Below are 13480 nucleotides of genomic sequence, written 5' to 3' on the forward strand. Positions count from 1 at the left end.
ACCTCATCGGCCGTAGAGACCGGTCAGTGTGGCTTTCGCAAGCGTGTGAAAGTGCAGATCGAAACCAACGAGCGCTGCCGACGCCGAATGATCCTTGGCGTCCGGAAGCTTTGCGACGTCTACGGCGAAGACGGTGATCTGATAGTGATGCGGCTTGTCGCCGGTCGGTGGGCACGGCCCGCCATAGCCATCACTGCCGAAGTCGGTGCGGCTCTGGACCGCTCCCTTCGGCATCGAGTTCTTCTTCGGATCGCCTGCCCCCTTTGGAAGCGAAGTGACGGAAGCTGGAAGATTGAAAACGACCCAGTGCCACCAGCCGCTGCCGGTCGGCGCGTCAGGATCATAAATCGTCACGGCGAAGCTCTTGGTGGCTGCCGGTGCACCGGTCCAGCTCAAGGCCGGCGAAACGTTGTTGCCCGTACAGCCAAATCCCTTGAATACCTGCTCGTTGGCGATCGTTGCACCTTCGGCGATGTCCGGGCTGGTCAACGCGAGGCTCTGCGCACCAGCCTCACCTGCAGAAAGCAGGAACGCGCACGATGCCAGCAATGAGAACGCAAACCTTGTCATGGCAACTCCCTTCGCAGAAGCATGAAAACACGGGAAGGTAGCGCCCAAGGAACGGTGTTTCAATCGGCCTGCCCGGTTGCTTTCGATGCTGCGGCGCGATCGGCGCTGCGAGGCACCGGCAAATTTTGATCGGGAGCGCCACGTGCAGCATCATTCCCGCGATGGATCACGCGGTATGGGTCCTGGCTTTCGCCAGGACGACACCCGATGTGTGGCAAGAGCCTAGCCTGCCCCGACCCGCTTTTTCTGCCAGGCCAGATGCACGGCGCAGGTGCAGCCGGGGGGGTGCGTGGCGAGGTCGTTGGGCGTGACGTCGTTCGCCGGTGTGGCCGCGAACGAGGCATTCACGTCCCTGGCGGCCGACGTCTGTTGCGCCGGGATGTAGTTGAGGATCGGCGCCAGCCAGCGTTCGACCTCGGAGACGCTCATCTCCTTGCGTGCGGCATAGTCCTCGACCTGGTCGCGCTCGATCTTGCCGACGCCGAAATAGAAGCTTTCGGGATGGCTGAAATAGAGTCCGCTCACGGACGAGCCCGGCCACATCGCGAAGCTCTCGGTCAGCTGCACGCCGGCCGTGGCCTCCGCATCGAGCAGCGCGAACAGCGTCGCCTTTTCGGTGTGATCGGGCTGGGCGGGATAACCGGGCGCCGGGCGGATGCCCTGATATTTTTCCAGGATCAGCTCCTCGTTCGACAGCGCCTCATCAGGCGCATAGGCCCAGAACTCGCGACGGACGCGGGCATGCATGCGCTCGGCAAAGGCTTCGGCGAGGCGGTCCGCCAGCGCCTTGCACAGGATCGAGGAGTAATCGTCATTGGCCATCTTGAAGCGGTCCGCGACCGCGTCCTCGCCGATCCCGGCGGTGACGACGAAGCCGCCGACATAGTCGGGCACGCCCGCAGGCGCGACGAAGTCGGCCAGCGCCGCGTTGAAACGTCCCTCGCGCTTCTCGAGCTGCTGGCGCAGCGTGTGCAGCGTCGCGATCTTCTTCGTGCGGCTCTCGTCGGCATAGAGCGCGATGTCGTCGCCATCAGCGTTCGCCGGCCAGAAGCCGACGGTGGCGCGCGCCCGGAACCATTTCTCCTTCACAATGGTGTCGAGCATCCTGCGCGCATCGTCATAGAGCGAGCGCGCGACTTCGCCGACCTTGGCATCGTCGAGGATGGCGGGGAATCGCCCGGCGAGCTCCCAGGTCTGGAAGAACGGCGTCCAGTCGATGTAGGGCACGAGCTCGGCGAGGTCGTAGTCGTCGAAGCTCTTGGTGCCGAGGAAGGAAGGCTTCACCGGCTTGCTGGCCGCGAAGTCGACCGGCACGCGGTTCTTGCGCGCGTCGGCCAATTTCAGCCGCTTCTTGTCGGCCTGCGCGCGCAGATGCGCCTCGGAGATCTTGGCGTATTCGGCGCGCACCTCGGCAGCATAGGCCTCGCGCTTCTCAGGCGAGAGCAGCGAGGAGGCCACGCCGACGGCGCGGCTGGCGTCGTTGACGTGGACGACGGGGCCGGCGCGATAGCTCGGGTCGATCTTCACCGCCGTATGCACGCGGCTCGTGGTGGCGCCGCCGATCAGCAGCGGCAGCTTCAGGCCCTCGCGCTGCAGCTCGCCCGCGAAGAACGCCATCTCGTCGAGCGAGGGCGTGATCAGGCCTGAGAGACCCACGATGTCGGCCTTCTCCGCCTTCACGGTCTCGACGATCTTGGAAGCAGGCACCATCACGCCGAGGTCGATCACCTCGTAATTGTTGCACTGGAGCACGATGCCCACGATGTTCTTGCCGATGTCGTGGACGTCGCCCTTGACGGTCGCGAGCACGATCTTGCCGGCGGAGGAGGAGCCTTCGGCGCCGAGGCCGTTGGCGAGATTACGCGCCTTTTCCTCTTCCATGAACGGCATCAGCCAGGCCACCGCCTGCTTCATCACGCGCGCCGATTTCACCACCTGCGGCAGGAACATCTTGCCGTCGCCGAAGAGGTCGCCGACCACGTTCATGCCGGCCATCAGCGGTCCTTCGATCACGTCGAGCGGGCGCGACGCGTTCTTGCGGGCTTCCTCGGTATCCTGCTCGATGAACTCGGTGATGCCATGCACCAGCGAATGCGACAGCCGCTTCTCCACCGGCCATTCGCGCCAGGCGAGATCGGCTTCCTTTGCCTCGGTCTTCCGTCCGCGGAATTTCTCGGCCAGCGCCAGGAGACGCTCGGACGCGCCCGGATCGCGGTTGAGGATGACGTCCTCGCAGGTCTGGCGCAATTCAGAATCGATGTCGTCATAGACGATCATCTGCCCGGCATTGACGATGCCCATGTCCATGCCGGCCTTGATCGCGTGATACAGGAACACCGAGTGCATCGCCTCGCGCACCGGCTCGTTGCCGCGGAACGAGAACGACAGGTTCGAGACGCCGCCCGAGATATGCGCGCCCGGCAGGTTCTGGCGAATCCAGCGCGTCGCCTCGATGAAGTCGACGCCGTAATTGTTGTGCTCCTCGATGCCGGTCGCGATCGCAAAGATATTGGGATCGAAGATGATGTCCTCGGGCGGGAAGCCGACCTTGTTCACCAGGATGTCGTAGGCGCGCTTGCAGATCTCGGTCTTGCGCGCGAACGTGTCGGCCTGGCCGAGCTCGTCGAACGCCATCACCACGACTGCCGCGCCATGGCGGCGGGCGATCTTGGCTTCGTGGATGAACTTCGCTTCGCCTTCCTTCATCGAGATCGAATTGACCACCGGCTTGCCCTGAACGCATTTCAGGCCGGCCTCGATGACGGAGAATTTCGAGGAATCGACCATCACGGGGACGCGGGCGATGTCGGGTTCGGCGGCGACGAGGTTGAGGAAGGTCACCATCGCGGCTTCCGAATCCAGAAGCCCCTCGTCCATGTTGACGTCGATGATCTGGGCGCCGTTCTCGACCTGGTCGCGCGCCACCTGCAGCGCGGCGGTGTAGTCGCCCGCGGTGATCAGCTTGCGGAAGCGGGCCGAGCCGGTGACGTTGGTGCGCTCGCCGACATTGACGAACGGAATGGCATCCGTCAGCACGAACGGCTCGAGGCCGGAGAGCCTTAAGCGTGGCGCGATCTCCGGAACGATGCGCGGCTTGTGCGGGGCGACAGCGGCAGCAATCGCCGCGATGTGGTCCGGCGTGGTGCCGCAGCAGCCGCCGACGACGTTGACGAGGCCGTCGCGCGCGAATTCGCCGACCAGGCGCGCCATGTAGTCCGGCGTCTCGTCATATTGGCCGAACTCGTTGGGCAGACCGGCGTTCGGATAGGCGCAGACCAGGGTGTCTGCGACGCGGCCGATGTCGGCGATATGCGCGCGCAAATCTTCCGCACCAAGCGCGCAGTTGAAGCCGATGGTGACGGGCTTTGCGTGCCGCACCGAATTCCAGAACGCCTCCGGCATCTGGCCGGAGAGCAGACGGCCGGATTTGTCGGTGATGGTGCCCGATACCATCACGGGCATGTCGATGCCGAGCTCCTCGGTGATCTCGGCGATGGCATAGAGCGCCGCCTTGGCGTTCAGCGTGTCGAAGATGGTCTCGACCAGCAGCAGATCGACGCCGCCGTCGATCAGGCCGCGGATCTGCTCGCCATAGGACTTGCGCAAATCGTCGAAGGTGACGGCGCGGTAGCCGGGGTTGGCCACGTCAGGCGAGATCGAGGCGGTACGGTTGGTCGGGCCGATGGCACCTGCAACGAAGCGCGGCTTGCCGTCTTCGGCTGCGACGCGTCGGGCGGCATTGCCGGCAAGACGGGCGCCTTCGCGCGCCATTTCATACACAATATCGGTGAGGTCGTAATCGGCCTGCGCGATCGAGGTGGTCGAGAAGGTATTGGTCGCCACGATGTCGGCGCCGGCGCGCAAATACGCGGCGTGGATGTCCTCGATGGCCTGCGGCTGGGTCAGGATCAGGAGATCGTTGTTGCCGCGCAGGTCGCGATGGAAGTTCTCGAAGCGCGTGCCGCGAAAGGCGGCCTCGTCGAACTGCAGGTTCTGAATCATCGTGCCCATGGCACCGTCGAGCACCAGGATGCGCTCGCGCGCGGCGTTGACGAGGGCGGTTCGTTTCGGCGAGGTGGATACAGTCATTGTGCTTCAAGCCGCCTTCTGCGCGCTCTTGGCGCGAATGCCGAGCAAATGGCAGATTGCGACCACGAGATCGGCGCGGTTCATGGTGTAGAAATGGAAGGTGTCGACGCCGTGTTTTGCCAGTTTCTGCACCTGGCCGGCTGCCACCGTGGCGGCGACGAGCTTGCGGGTCTCGGCGTCCTCGTCGAGACCTTCGAATTTCGCGGCGAGCCATTCGGGTACGCTGGTGCCGTTCCGGGTGACGAAATTGCGGGCCTGCTTGAAATTGTGCATGGGCATGATGCCCGGCACGATCGGGATGTTGATGCCGCGCGCACGCACGCGGTCGAGATAGCGGAAGTACAGGTCGTTATCGAAGAACACCTGGGTGATCGCGCGCGTCGCGCCGGCATCGACTTTTGCCTTGAGCGTATCGATGTCGGCGTCGAAGTCCCGCGCTTCGGGGTGCTTCTCGGGATAAGCAGAGACGCTCACCTCGATGTCGGCATGCCGCTTCTTGATTCCCGCGACAAGCGCATCCGAGGTCTGATAGCCGTCGGGATGGCTCGCATAGGGCGTGCCGATGCCGCCGGCGGGATCGCCGCGCAAGGCCACGATGTGGCGGACGCCGACCTCGTGGTAGCGGTCGACGATCTCGTCGATCTCGCCGCGCGAGGCTCCGACGCAGGTCAGGTGCGCGGCCGGCAGCAGCGCGGTCTCCTTCAGGATGCGGGAGATGGTCGAGTGGGTGCGTTCGCGAGTCGAGCCGCCGGCGCCGTAGGTCACCGAGACGAATTTCGGGTCGAGGGGCGCGAGCCGGTTGATGGTCTCCCAGAGATTCCGCTCCATATCTTCGGTCTTGGGCGGAAAGAATTCGAACGAGATCGCAGGCCGCTTCACGGCGAGGTGCCCGTCGGCTGCCGCAGGGTTCGTCAAGTCGGTCATGGCACCACTCACTCCAGGGCTCGGCCCCAGGGATCTGGCGGCCGGATCTAGCTTGGGAGGGGTAAGATAAGGCAAGGTCGCTGCGCCCGACAGCCCATCGCATGTGGGAAATTGCCCACTTACGGCAAAGATGTCTCGGATATTGCATCGAGGAGGGTGTGAGTGGGATGGCGCAAAAGTTTTACATATTTAAGTTATATCAATAAGTTGCGCTAGATTTCGCCAAATTGATTGCTATCAATCTAGCGGTGGGCATGATGAAGTTGGTGTTACGAGCATAATTATGGCCCACCCCGCGGGTCGCGCCGGGTGCGCACCCTGCACTGCCGCACACGCCAGATCTGCGCTGTTCACCCATTGCCGCCGCGCCGCCCTCCACTACGTTAGCGCGCGATGATCCCGCTCTCAGTCCTCGACCTCTCCGTCGTCACCACAGGCACAAAGCCGGCTGCGGCGCTGCGCAACAGCATTGACCTGGCGCGCCACGTCGATGGGCTCGGCTATGTTCGCTACTGGCTTGCCGAGCACCACAACCTCGCTTCAGTCGCGAGCCCCGCGCCCGACGTGATGATTGGGCAGATCGCGGCGGTGACGAAGCACATCCGTGTTGGCTCCGGCGGCGTGATGCTGCCCAACCACGCGCCGCTGGTGGTGGCGGAGCGGTTCAAGATGCTGGAGGCCTTGTTTCCCGGCCGTATTGATCTCGGTCTGGGCCGCGCGCCAGGCACGGATGGTGCCACGGCCTATGCACTGCGCAGCCGGCTCGACCGCCGCGAGGGCGATGATTTTCTGGAGCGGCTGCACGAATTGATCCTGTGGCAGACGCGCGAATTCCCCGCAGGCCATCCCTATCACAACGTCGTCGCGATGCCTGACGACAGCCCGCTGCCGCCGATCTGGCTGCTCGGCTCCAGCGATTATTCCTCTGAGCTTGCAGCCCAGGTCGGCATGGGCTTCGCCTTCGCGCACCATTTTGCATCGCACGATGCCATCGATGCGATGGTGCATTATCGTAATCGCTTCCGGCCCTCGGCCTGGCGCGCGACACCGCATGCGATCCTCGCCGTTGCCGTCATTGTAGCCGATACCGATGAGGAGGCGGAGAAGCTCGCGGCATCCTTCGATCTCAATCGTCTGCGCCGCGACCGTGGACAATATCTGCCGCTGCCGAGCGTCGAGGAGGCGCTGGCCCATCCCTATACGGATTCCGAGCGCGTCTCGATTGCGCGTAACCGCTCGCGCCTGTTCGTGGGCAGCCCTGCGACGGTGCGGAAGAAGCTTCAGCCGCTGATGGATGCGAGCAAGCCGGACGAATTGATGGTGATCACCGCCGTGTACGACCACGAGGCGCGCAAAAAGTCGTATTCGCTGCTGGCCGAGGCGATCGGGAGGGCGGAATAGTTGCTGTCATTCCGGGGCGGTGCGTAGCATCGAACCCGGAATCTCGAGGTTCCGGGTTCACGCTGCGCGTGCCCCGGAACGACAGCTTTCAATCCTGCGTCTCGCTGAAGGTCGCGCGGAACGGGTGGCCCGGATAGACGCCGACGATACGGAATTCGCGCGAGAAGAATTTCAGCTCCTCGATCGCAAACGCGAGACCCTTGTCTTCGGGGTGGCCGTCGACATCGGCGTAAAACTGCGTGGCGAAGAAATTCCCGTCGACCATGTAGCTCTCGAGCTTGGTCATGTTCACGCCATTGGTGGCAAAGCCGCCGAGCGCCTTGTAGAGCGCGGCCGGCAAGTTGCGCACCCGGAAGACGAATGTGGTGACCAGCGGGCCCGAACCTGGCGTGGCCCATTTCGGCTCGCGCGCCAGCACGACGAAGCGGGTGGTGTTGTGGGCCTCGTCCTCGATGTCCTCGGCGAGAATGTCGAGGCCGTAAATCTTCGCGGCGAGGCGCGAGGCGATCGCAGCGACGGTCTTGTCATTGCGCTCGGAAATGTCACGGGCGCTACCGGCCGTATCCGCATGCACGATGGGCCTGATGCCGAGCTTCCGAATGACGCGCCGGCACTGGCCGAGCGCATGCACGTGGCTCTCGACACTCTTGATGTCGGAAATATTGGTGCCCTTGACCGCCATCAGCTGATGGCGGACCGGCAAGAACCATTCACCGATGATGAAAAGGCCGGAGGCCGGCAAGAGATGGTGGATGTCGGCGACGCGGCCCGCGACCGAATTTTCGATCGGGATCATGCCGAGATCGGCCTCGCCCGAGGAGATCGCCGACAGCGCGTCCTCGAAGGTGGCGCAGGGCATCGGCTCCGCGTCGGGATAGGCTTCGACGATGGCGATGTGGGAATTGGCGCCAGGTTCGCCCTGGAATGCGATCTTCATCTTGCTCATGGCGGGCCTTCTAGCAGCGGCTCAGGATTTGGAAAGGATTCTGCGGGCGGTTTCCAGGTCCGCGGCCGTGTCGACCCCGCGCGGCACGGTGTCGACGATGGTGAAGTCGATCCGCATGCCGGCTTCGAGGGCCCTCAGTTGCTCTAGACTTTCCTGCAACTCCAGTGGAGAGGGCGGCAACGAGACATAGCGCTCCAGCGCCGCGCGGCGATAGGCGTAGAGGCCGATATGATGGTAGCGCGGTCCGTTACCGCTCGGCGCGGTGGCGCGGGTGAAATAAAGTGCGCGCATGCGCCGGCCGCCGAGCGAAGTTCCGATCGCCTTCACGACGCTGGGGGCGAGGTCCTCCTCCTCGGTGTGGATCTGCGATGCCAGCGTGGCGATGTCGACGGCCGGGTCCTCCAGCGGCGGCAGCACGTCGCGGATATTGTCGGTCGTGATCGTCGGGAAATCGCCTTGGAGATTGATCACGATCTCGGCCTGTCCGCCCGGATCGAGCTTTCGCATGGCCTCGTGGATGCGGGCCGAGCCGTTGAGATGGTTGGGGCTGGTCATGACCGCCACGCCGCCATCCGCTGTCACGGCGTCGGCGATCTCCTGCGTATCGGTCGCGACCGCGACCTGCCCGACTGCCGCTTCCTGCGCCCGGCGCAGCACATGGATGATCATCGGCAGGCCCACGATGTCCTTCAGTGGCTTGCCAGGCAGGCGGGTCGACGCCATGCGGGCCGGGATCAGCACCAGAATTCGGGGATTGGTCATCGGTTCAAGAGCCTGGAAACGGGGCGATTTCCCCACCGGGAAACGGGTGGGGATGGGCTGAAAGCCGCATCGCTTATACGGGTTGCCAGACCCCGGGCAAACCGATATCTGAATGGCAAAACTCGGGGAAACAATAAGGAACGTGTGATTCTCCCGAGGCTCGTCCTGGCGGCCGCCTGGCCGCTTATTCCTTCTTGCGGTGTGGGGCCTGGCCGGAAATGGACTCTTTCGAACTCAACAAGATTCTTGGTGCCGTGCTCGGCACCTGTCTCATTCTGCTGGTGACGAGCTTCACCGCGAACGCGCTGTTCTCGCCCAAGATGCCGGAAAAGCCGGGCTTCGAGATCGCCGTGAAGGAAGAAGCTGGTGACAAGGGCGGCGCTCCTGCGGCCGCAGCCCCGTCCGAGCCGATCGAGAAGCTGCTCCAGACCGCCTCCGTCGAGAAGGGCGCGGCTGCCGCGAAGAAGTGCGGCGCCTGCCACACCTTCGAGAAGGGCGGCCCGAACCGCGTCGGTCCGAACCTCTACGGCATCGTCGGCGACAATCGTGGCGAGGACCGCGGCGGTTTCAATTTCTCCGCCGCCATGAAGGCCAAGGGTGGCACCTGGACCATCGACGATCTCAACAAGTTCATCGCGAATCCGAAGGGCTTCATTCCCGGCACCGCGATGGGCTTCGCCGGCATCCCGAAGGACTCGGAGCGCGCCGACGTCATCGCCTACCTCAACAGCCTGTCCGACAGCCCGAAGCCGTTGCCCACCGCAGCGAAATAGGCCTATCGGACCGACCTTGGACTATGCGGCCAGGCCCCAAAGCCTGGCCGTTTCCTTATCTGGAGCCTCGCAGTGTCGTACCCGGGGCGTTTGGCCGCAGCGGACTACCCGCCTGGCCTTCCAAGATGAGGAAAAAGCAACATATTCCGTCGAAACCTCGCCTATATTGGGAACTTAAAGGAGTAGCCTCCTTCAAGACAGGGATGTTGATTTGGCCATTACCCGACGCGATCTCCTGCTCACCGGCGCGGCCGTTGCCGCGCTTCCCGCCCTCGGCTCTGCGGCGGGTGTTCCCATCGTCCGCACGGCGGAGGCGCAATCGGGCGGTGAGCTACCTTGGCGCCATGCGCTCTCGCTGTTCGGCGACATCAAGTACCCGGCCGACTTCAAGCGGTTCGACTACGTCAATCCTGATGCGCCCAAGGGCGGCACGGTACGGCAGATCGCGATCGGGACGTTCGATAATTTCAACTATGTTGTTTCCGGCGTGAAGGGCAATCTCGCAGCGCCGGTCCCCTTGATTTACGACACGCTGACGACCGCCGCTCTAGATGAGGTTTCGACGGAATACGGCTTGCTGGCCGAAGCGGTCAGCCGTCCCGACGATTCCTCCTTTGTGACCTATCGTCTGCGCGCACAGGCCAAATGGCACGATGGAAAGCCGGTCACCGCTGAGGATGTGATCTATTCACTGGACGTGCTGAAGAAGAATCACCCGTTTTATGCGGCGTATTATCGACATGTGGTCAGCGCCGAGAAGGTCGGCGAGCGCGATGTCAAATTTACGTTCGATGCGCCAGGAAACCGAGAGCTTCCCCAAATCGTCGGTCAACTCGTCGTTCTGCCCAAGCACTGGTGGGAGGGGACAGATGCCCAGGGCAAAAAACGCGACGTAACGGTGACCACGCTCGAAATTCCGCTGGGCGCGGGCCCATATCGAATCAAGGATTATGTCGCCGGTCGCAGCATCGTGCTGGAACGAGTCAAGGATTACTGGGGGCGCGAGGTCAACGTTAACGTCGGGCGAAATAATTTCGACGAGCTGCGTTACGAATATTTCAGGGATGCCACCGTCGCGATCGAGGCATTCAAAGCCGATCAGGTTGACTGGCGCGCCGAAAACAGCGCGAAGAACTGGGCGACGGCCTACGATTTCCCGGCGGTTACCGAGAAACGCGTTGTTCTGGAGGAGTTTCCAAATCGCAGCTCGGGCGTCATGCAGGCCTTTGCCCCGAACTTGCGTCGCGCCAAGTTCGCGGATGCCAGGGTGCGCCGGGCCCTCAACTATGCGTTCGACTTCGAGGAGATGAACAAGCAGATCTTCTTTGGGCAGTACAAGCGTATCAGCAGCTATTTCGACGGAATCGAAGATCTGATGGCCACCGGCGTGCCGGAAGGAAAAGAGCTCGAGATTCTGGAGAGCCTCCGTGCTGAGATTCCGCCCGAGGTGTTTACGACGCCCTACACAAACCCTGTCGGCGGGAGTCCGGAAGCCGTACGCGAAAATCTCAGAGAGGCGCTCCGCCTGCTGAAGGAAGCCGGCTATGAGGTGCGCGATCGTAAGCTGATCGAAGTCAAGACAGGGACCCAGCTCTCTCTCGAATTGCTGGCTCAGGACCCCGCCTTCGAAAGGGTCATGTTGTTCTACAAGCCCTCCCTGGAGAGGCTCGGCATCGCAGTCAGCGTCCGAACGATCGATCCGACGCAATATGAAAACCGGCTGCGCGAATGGGATTTTGACATCGTCGTTGCCTCCTGGGGAGAGTCCTTGTCCCCCGGCAACGAGCAGCGCGAATCCTGGGGGTCGAAAGCTGCGGACATGAGCGGTTCGCGCAACGTCGTCGGTATCAAGAATCCGGCGATTGATAAGCTGATCGACCGCGTCATCTTCGCGAAGGATCGGGCCGAACTCGTGGCCGCGACCAAGGCGCTGGACCGCGTGCTTCTGTGGAACCATTATGTGGTGCCGCAATGGAATTATCCAAAACTGCGCACGGCGCGATGGGATCGCTTCGGCCGGCCCTCCGAAATGCCGAAATACGGCCAGTCGGCCTTCCCCTTCATCTGGTGGTACGACGCAGACAAGGCGGCACGGATCGCGAAGAAGTCGTGAAGGACATTTCTCGCATGGCGCAGCTTTCACGCCGGCATGTGCTGGTCCTCGGTGCCGGCGCCGTAGTCAGCGCAGCCGCACTGCGCGGCGCGGCGGCATCCGAGGGGCTCAGCGAGGCCCACGGCATGTCGGCGTTCGGCGATCTCAAATATCCCGCCGACTTCCACCATTTCGACTATGTCAATGTTGACGCCCCCAAGGGCGGCACGTTCTCGCTGATTCCGTCGACGAGGGGCTACAACCAGTCCTTCTTCACCTTCAACTCGCTCAACGCCTTCATCCTCAAGGGCGAGGGTGCACAAGGCATGGACCTGACCTTCGCCACGCTGATGCAGCATGCCGGCGACGAGCCCGACGCCATGTATGGCTTTGCCGCAAAGTCGGTGCAGATCTCTCCCGACAAGCTAGCCTATCGCTTCACGATGCGGCCCGAGGCGAAGTTTCACGACGGCACCAAGCTGACCGCGCACGACGTCGCGTTCTCGGTCAACGTCCTGAAGGACAAGGGCCATCCGCTGATCCAGATCCAGATGCGCGACGTCAAGGGCGCCGAGGCCATCGACGACGCCACCGTGATCGTGAGCTTCGCCGCGAAGCGCGCGCGCGACGTGCCGCTTTACGTGGCGAGCCTTCCGATCTTCTCCAGGGCCTATTACGCGAACCGGACGTTCGACGAGACCACGACCGACACGCCGCTGGGTTCGGGGGCCTACAAGGTCGGCAGGTTCGAGATCAACCGCTTCATCGCGTTCGAGCGCGTCAGGGATTGGTGGGGCGCGGACCTGCCGGTCTGTCGCGGCAGCAATAATTTCGACGTGATCCGCTACGAATTCTACCGCGACCGCGACGTTGCCTTCGAAGGCTTCACCGGCAAGAACTATCTCTATCGCGAGGAGTTCACCTCGCGCATCTGGGCGACACGCTACGACTTTCCCGCAATCAAGGATGGACGGGTCAAGCGCGAGGAGGTGCCTGATCAGACGCCTTCGGGCGGACAAGGCTGGTTCCTGAACACGCGGCGGGACAAGTTCAAGAACCCCAATGTGCGCGAAGCACTGAACTATGCGTTCGACTTCGAGTGGACCAACAAGACCATCATGTACGGCGCCTATGCGCGCGCCCGCTCGCCGTTCCAGAATTCCGATCTCGTCGCCGAAGGGATGCCGTCGCCGGAGGAGCTGCAGCTGCTCGAGCCGTTCCGCGGCCAGGTGCCCGACGAAGTCTTCGGCGAGCCGTTCGTGCCGCCGGTGTCGGACGGTTCGGGGCAGGACCGCGCGCTGCTGCGCAAGGCGCAGCAATTGCTCCAGGAGGCGCAGCTTCCGGTCAAGGACGGCAAGCGGCTGTTGCCGAGCGGCGAAGTCTTCGCCATCGAGTTCCTGACCGACGAGGCCTCGTTCCAACCGCACCACGCCTCATTCCTCAAGAATCTCAACGTCCTTGGCATCGACGCAAATCTGCGTCTGGTCGATGCCGTCCAGTACCGCGCCCGCGTCGAATCCTTCGATTTCGACGTAGCCATCAACCGCATCACCATGTCGGCCACGCCGGGCGACAGCCTGCGGACCTACTTCACCTCGCAAGCGGCGACGACCAAGGGCTCCTACAATCTGGCCGGCGTATCCAGCCCCGCGCTCGACGCGCTGGTCGAGAAGGCGATGGCCGCCGAGACGCGCCAGGATCTGACGGTTGCCTGCCGCGCGATCGATCGCGTCTTCCGCGCCGGCCGCTACTGGGTCCCGCAATGGTACAATACCAGCCACCGGCTGGCGTATTGGGACGAGTTCGGCCATCCCGCGAACCTGCCGCGTTACGCGCTCACCGACTATACGAGCGGCGTAGGGGAGCGGACGCTGTGGTGGTACGATGCCGCCAAGGCCGCCAAGCTCGATCAGGCGAAGTAGC

The 13480-nt window shown here is 63.2% G+C and carries 9 protein-coding genes; 4 read left to right on the plus strand and 5 right to left on the minus strand.

The annotated features are described in order from the left end of the window. Nucleotides 1–3: 3 nt before the first annotated feature. The 3 genes from BM222_RS04350 to metF all read right to left on the minus strand — a co-directional run bounded on the left by BM222_RS04350 (nucleotide 4) and on the right by metF (nucleotide 5583). A complete protein-coding gene (locus BM222_RS04350; protein WP_092227036.1) occupies nucleotides 4–570 on the minus strand; it encodes a YbhB/YbcL family Raf kinase inhibitor-like protein in 567 nt (188 codons plus the stop codon). A gap of 222 nt (nucleotides 571–792) precedes the next feature. After that, the gene (metH, locus tag BM222_RS04355) at nucleotides 793–4659 is read right to left on the minus strand and encodes a methionine synthase (RefSeq protein ID WP_092227037.1); all 3867 of its coding nucleotides are present in this window, start codon (nucleotides 4657–4659) and stop codon (nucleotides 793–795) included. A gap of 6 nt (nucleotides 4660–4665) precedes the next feature. Continuing rightward, nucleotides 4666–5583: a methylenetetrahydrofolate reductase [NAD(P)H] gene (metF, locus tag BM222_RS04360; RefSeq protein WP_177243006.1), complete on the minus strand. Its 918-nt coding sequence runs from the start codon at nucleotides 5581–5583 to the stop codon at nucleotides 4666–4668. Nucleotides 5584–5976: 393 nt separating this feature from the next. On the opposite strand from metF, the gene BM222_RS04365 reads away from it, so the two are divergent. Further along, entirely contained in the window at nucleotides 5977–6984 is a 1008-nt protein-coding gene (locus tag BM222_RS04365; protein ID WP_092227039.1) for an LLM class flavin-dependent oxidoreductase, read from the plus strand. Nucleotides 6985–7072: 88 nt separating this feature from the next. On the opposite strand, the gene BM222_RS04370 is transcribed toward BM222_RS04365, so the two are convergent. Both BM222_RS04370 and BM222_RS04375 read right to left on the minus strand, forming a co-directional pair. Further along, nucleotides 7073–7930 (minus strand): prephenate dehydratase, encoded by an 858-nt coding sequence (locus BM222_RS04370; protein WP_092227040.1) that lies wholly within the window; start codon nucleotides 7928–7930, stop codon nucleotides 7073–7075. Nucleotides 7931–7951: 21 nt separating this feature from the next. Beyond that, nucleotides 7952–8692 carry a 3-deoxy-manno-octulosonate cytidylyltransferase gene (locus tag BM222_RS04375; RefSeq protein WP_092227041.1) on the minus strand — a complete coding sequence of 247 codons (741 nt, stop codon included), beginning with the start codon at nucleotides 8690–8692 and terminating at the stop codon, nucleotides 7952–7954. Between the two features lie 218 nt (nucleotides 8693–8910). Between BM222_RS04375 and BM222_RS04380 the strand changes: the two genes are divergently transcribed. The 3 genes from BM222_RS04380 to BM222_RS04390 all read left to right on the plus strand — a co-directional run bounded on the left by BM222_RS04380 (nucleotide 8911) and on the right by BM222_RS04390 (nucleotide 13479). Further along, nucleotides 8911–9465, plus strand: a complete 555-nt coding sequence (locus tag BM222_RS04380) for a c-type cytochrome (RefSeq protein ID WP_092227042.1) — start codon at nucleotides 8911–8913, stop codon at nucleotides 9463–9465. Nucleotides 9466–9676: 211 nt separating this feature from the next. Next, on the plus strand, nucleotides 9677–11578 hold the full coding sequence (locus BM222_RS04385) for an ABC transporter substrate-binding protein (protein WP_092227043.1): 1902 nt from the start codon (nucleotides 9677–9679) through the stop codon (nucleotides 11576–11578). A gap of 14 nt (nucleotides 11579–11592) precedes the next feature. After that, on the plus strand, nucleotides 11593–13479 hold the full coding sequence (locus BM222_RS04390; RefSeq protein ID WP_092227044.1) for an extracellular solute-binding protein: 1887 nt from the start codon (nucleotides 11593–11595) through the stop codon (nucleotides 13477–13479). Nucleotide 13480: the final 1 nt, after the last annotated feature.

This window comes from Bradyrhizobium sp. Gha, assembly GCF_900113735.1.
GTDB lineage: Bacteria > Pseudomonadota > Alphaproteobacteria > Rhizobiales > Xanthobacteraceae > Bradyrhizobium.

Bases quoted from the DNA above. Each gene is read 5' to 3' on its own strand.
- BM222_RS04350 (WP_092227036.1), bottom strand. From the start codon at position 570: ATGACAAGGTTTGCGTTCTCATTGCTGGCATCGTGCGCGTTCCTGCTT.
- metH (WP_092227037.1), bottom strand. From the start codon at position 4,659: ATGACTGTATCCACCTCGCCGAAACGAACCGCCCTCGTCAACGCCGCG.
- metF (WP_177243006.1), bottom strand. From the start codon at position 5,583: ATGACCGACTTGACGAACCCTGCGGCAGCCGACGGGCACCTCGCCGTG.
- BM222_RS04365 (WP_092227039.1), top strand. From the start codon at position 5,977: ATGATCCCGCTCTCAGTCCTCGACCTCTCCGTCGTCACCACAGGCACA.
- BM222_RS04370 (WP_092227040.1), bottom strand. From the start codon at position 7,930: ATGAGCAAGATGAAGATCGCATTCCAGGGCGAACCTGGCGCCAATTCC.
- BM222_RS04375 (WP_092227041.1), bottom strand. From the start codon at position 8,692: ATGACCAATCCCCGAATTCTGGTGCTGATCCCGGCCCGCATGGCGTCG.
- BM222_RS04380 (WP_092227042.1), top strand. From the start codon at position 8,911: ATGGACTCTTTCGAACTCAACAAGATTCTTGGTGCCGTGCTCGGCACC.
- BM222_RS04390 (WP_092227044.1), top strand. From the start codon at position 11,593: ATGGCGCAGCTTTCACGCCGGCATGTGCTGGTCCTCGGTGCCGGCGCC.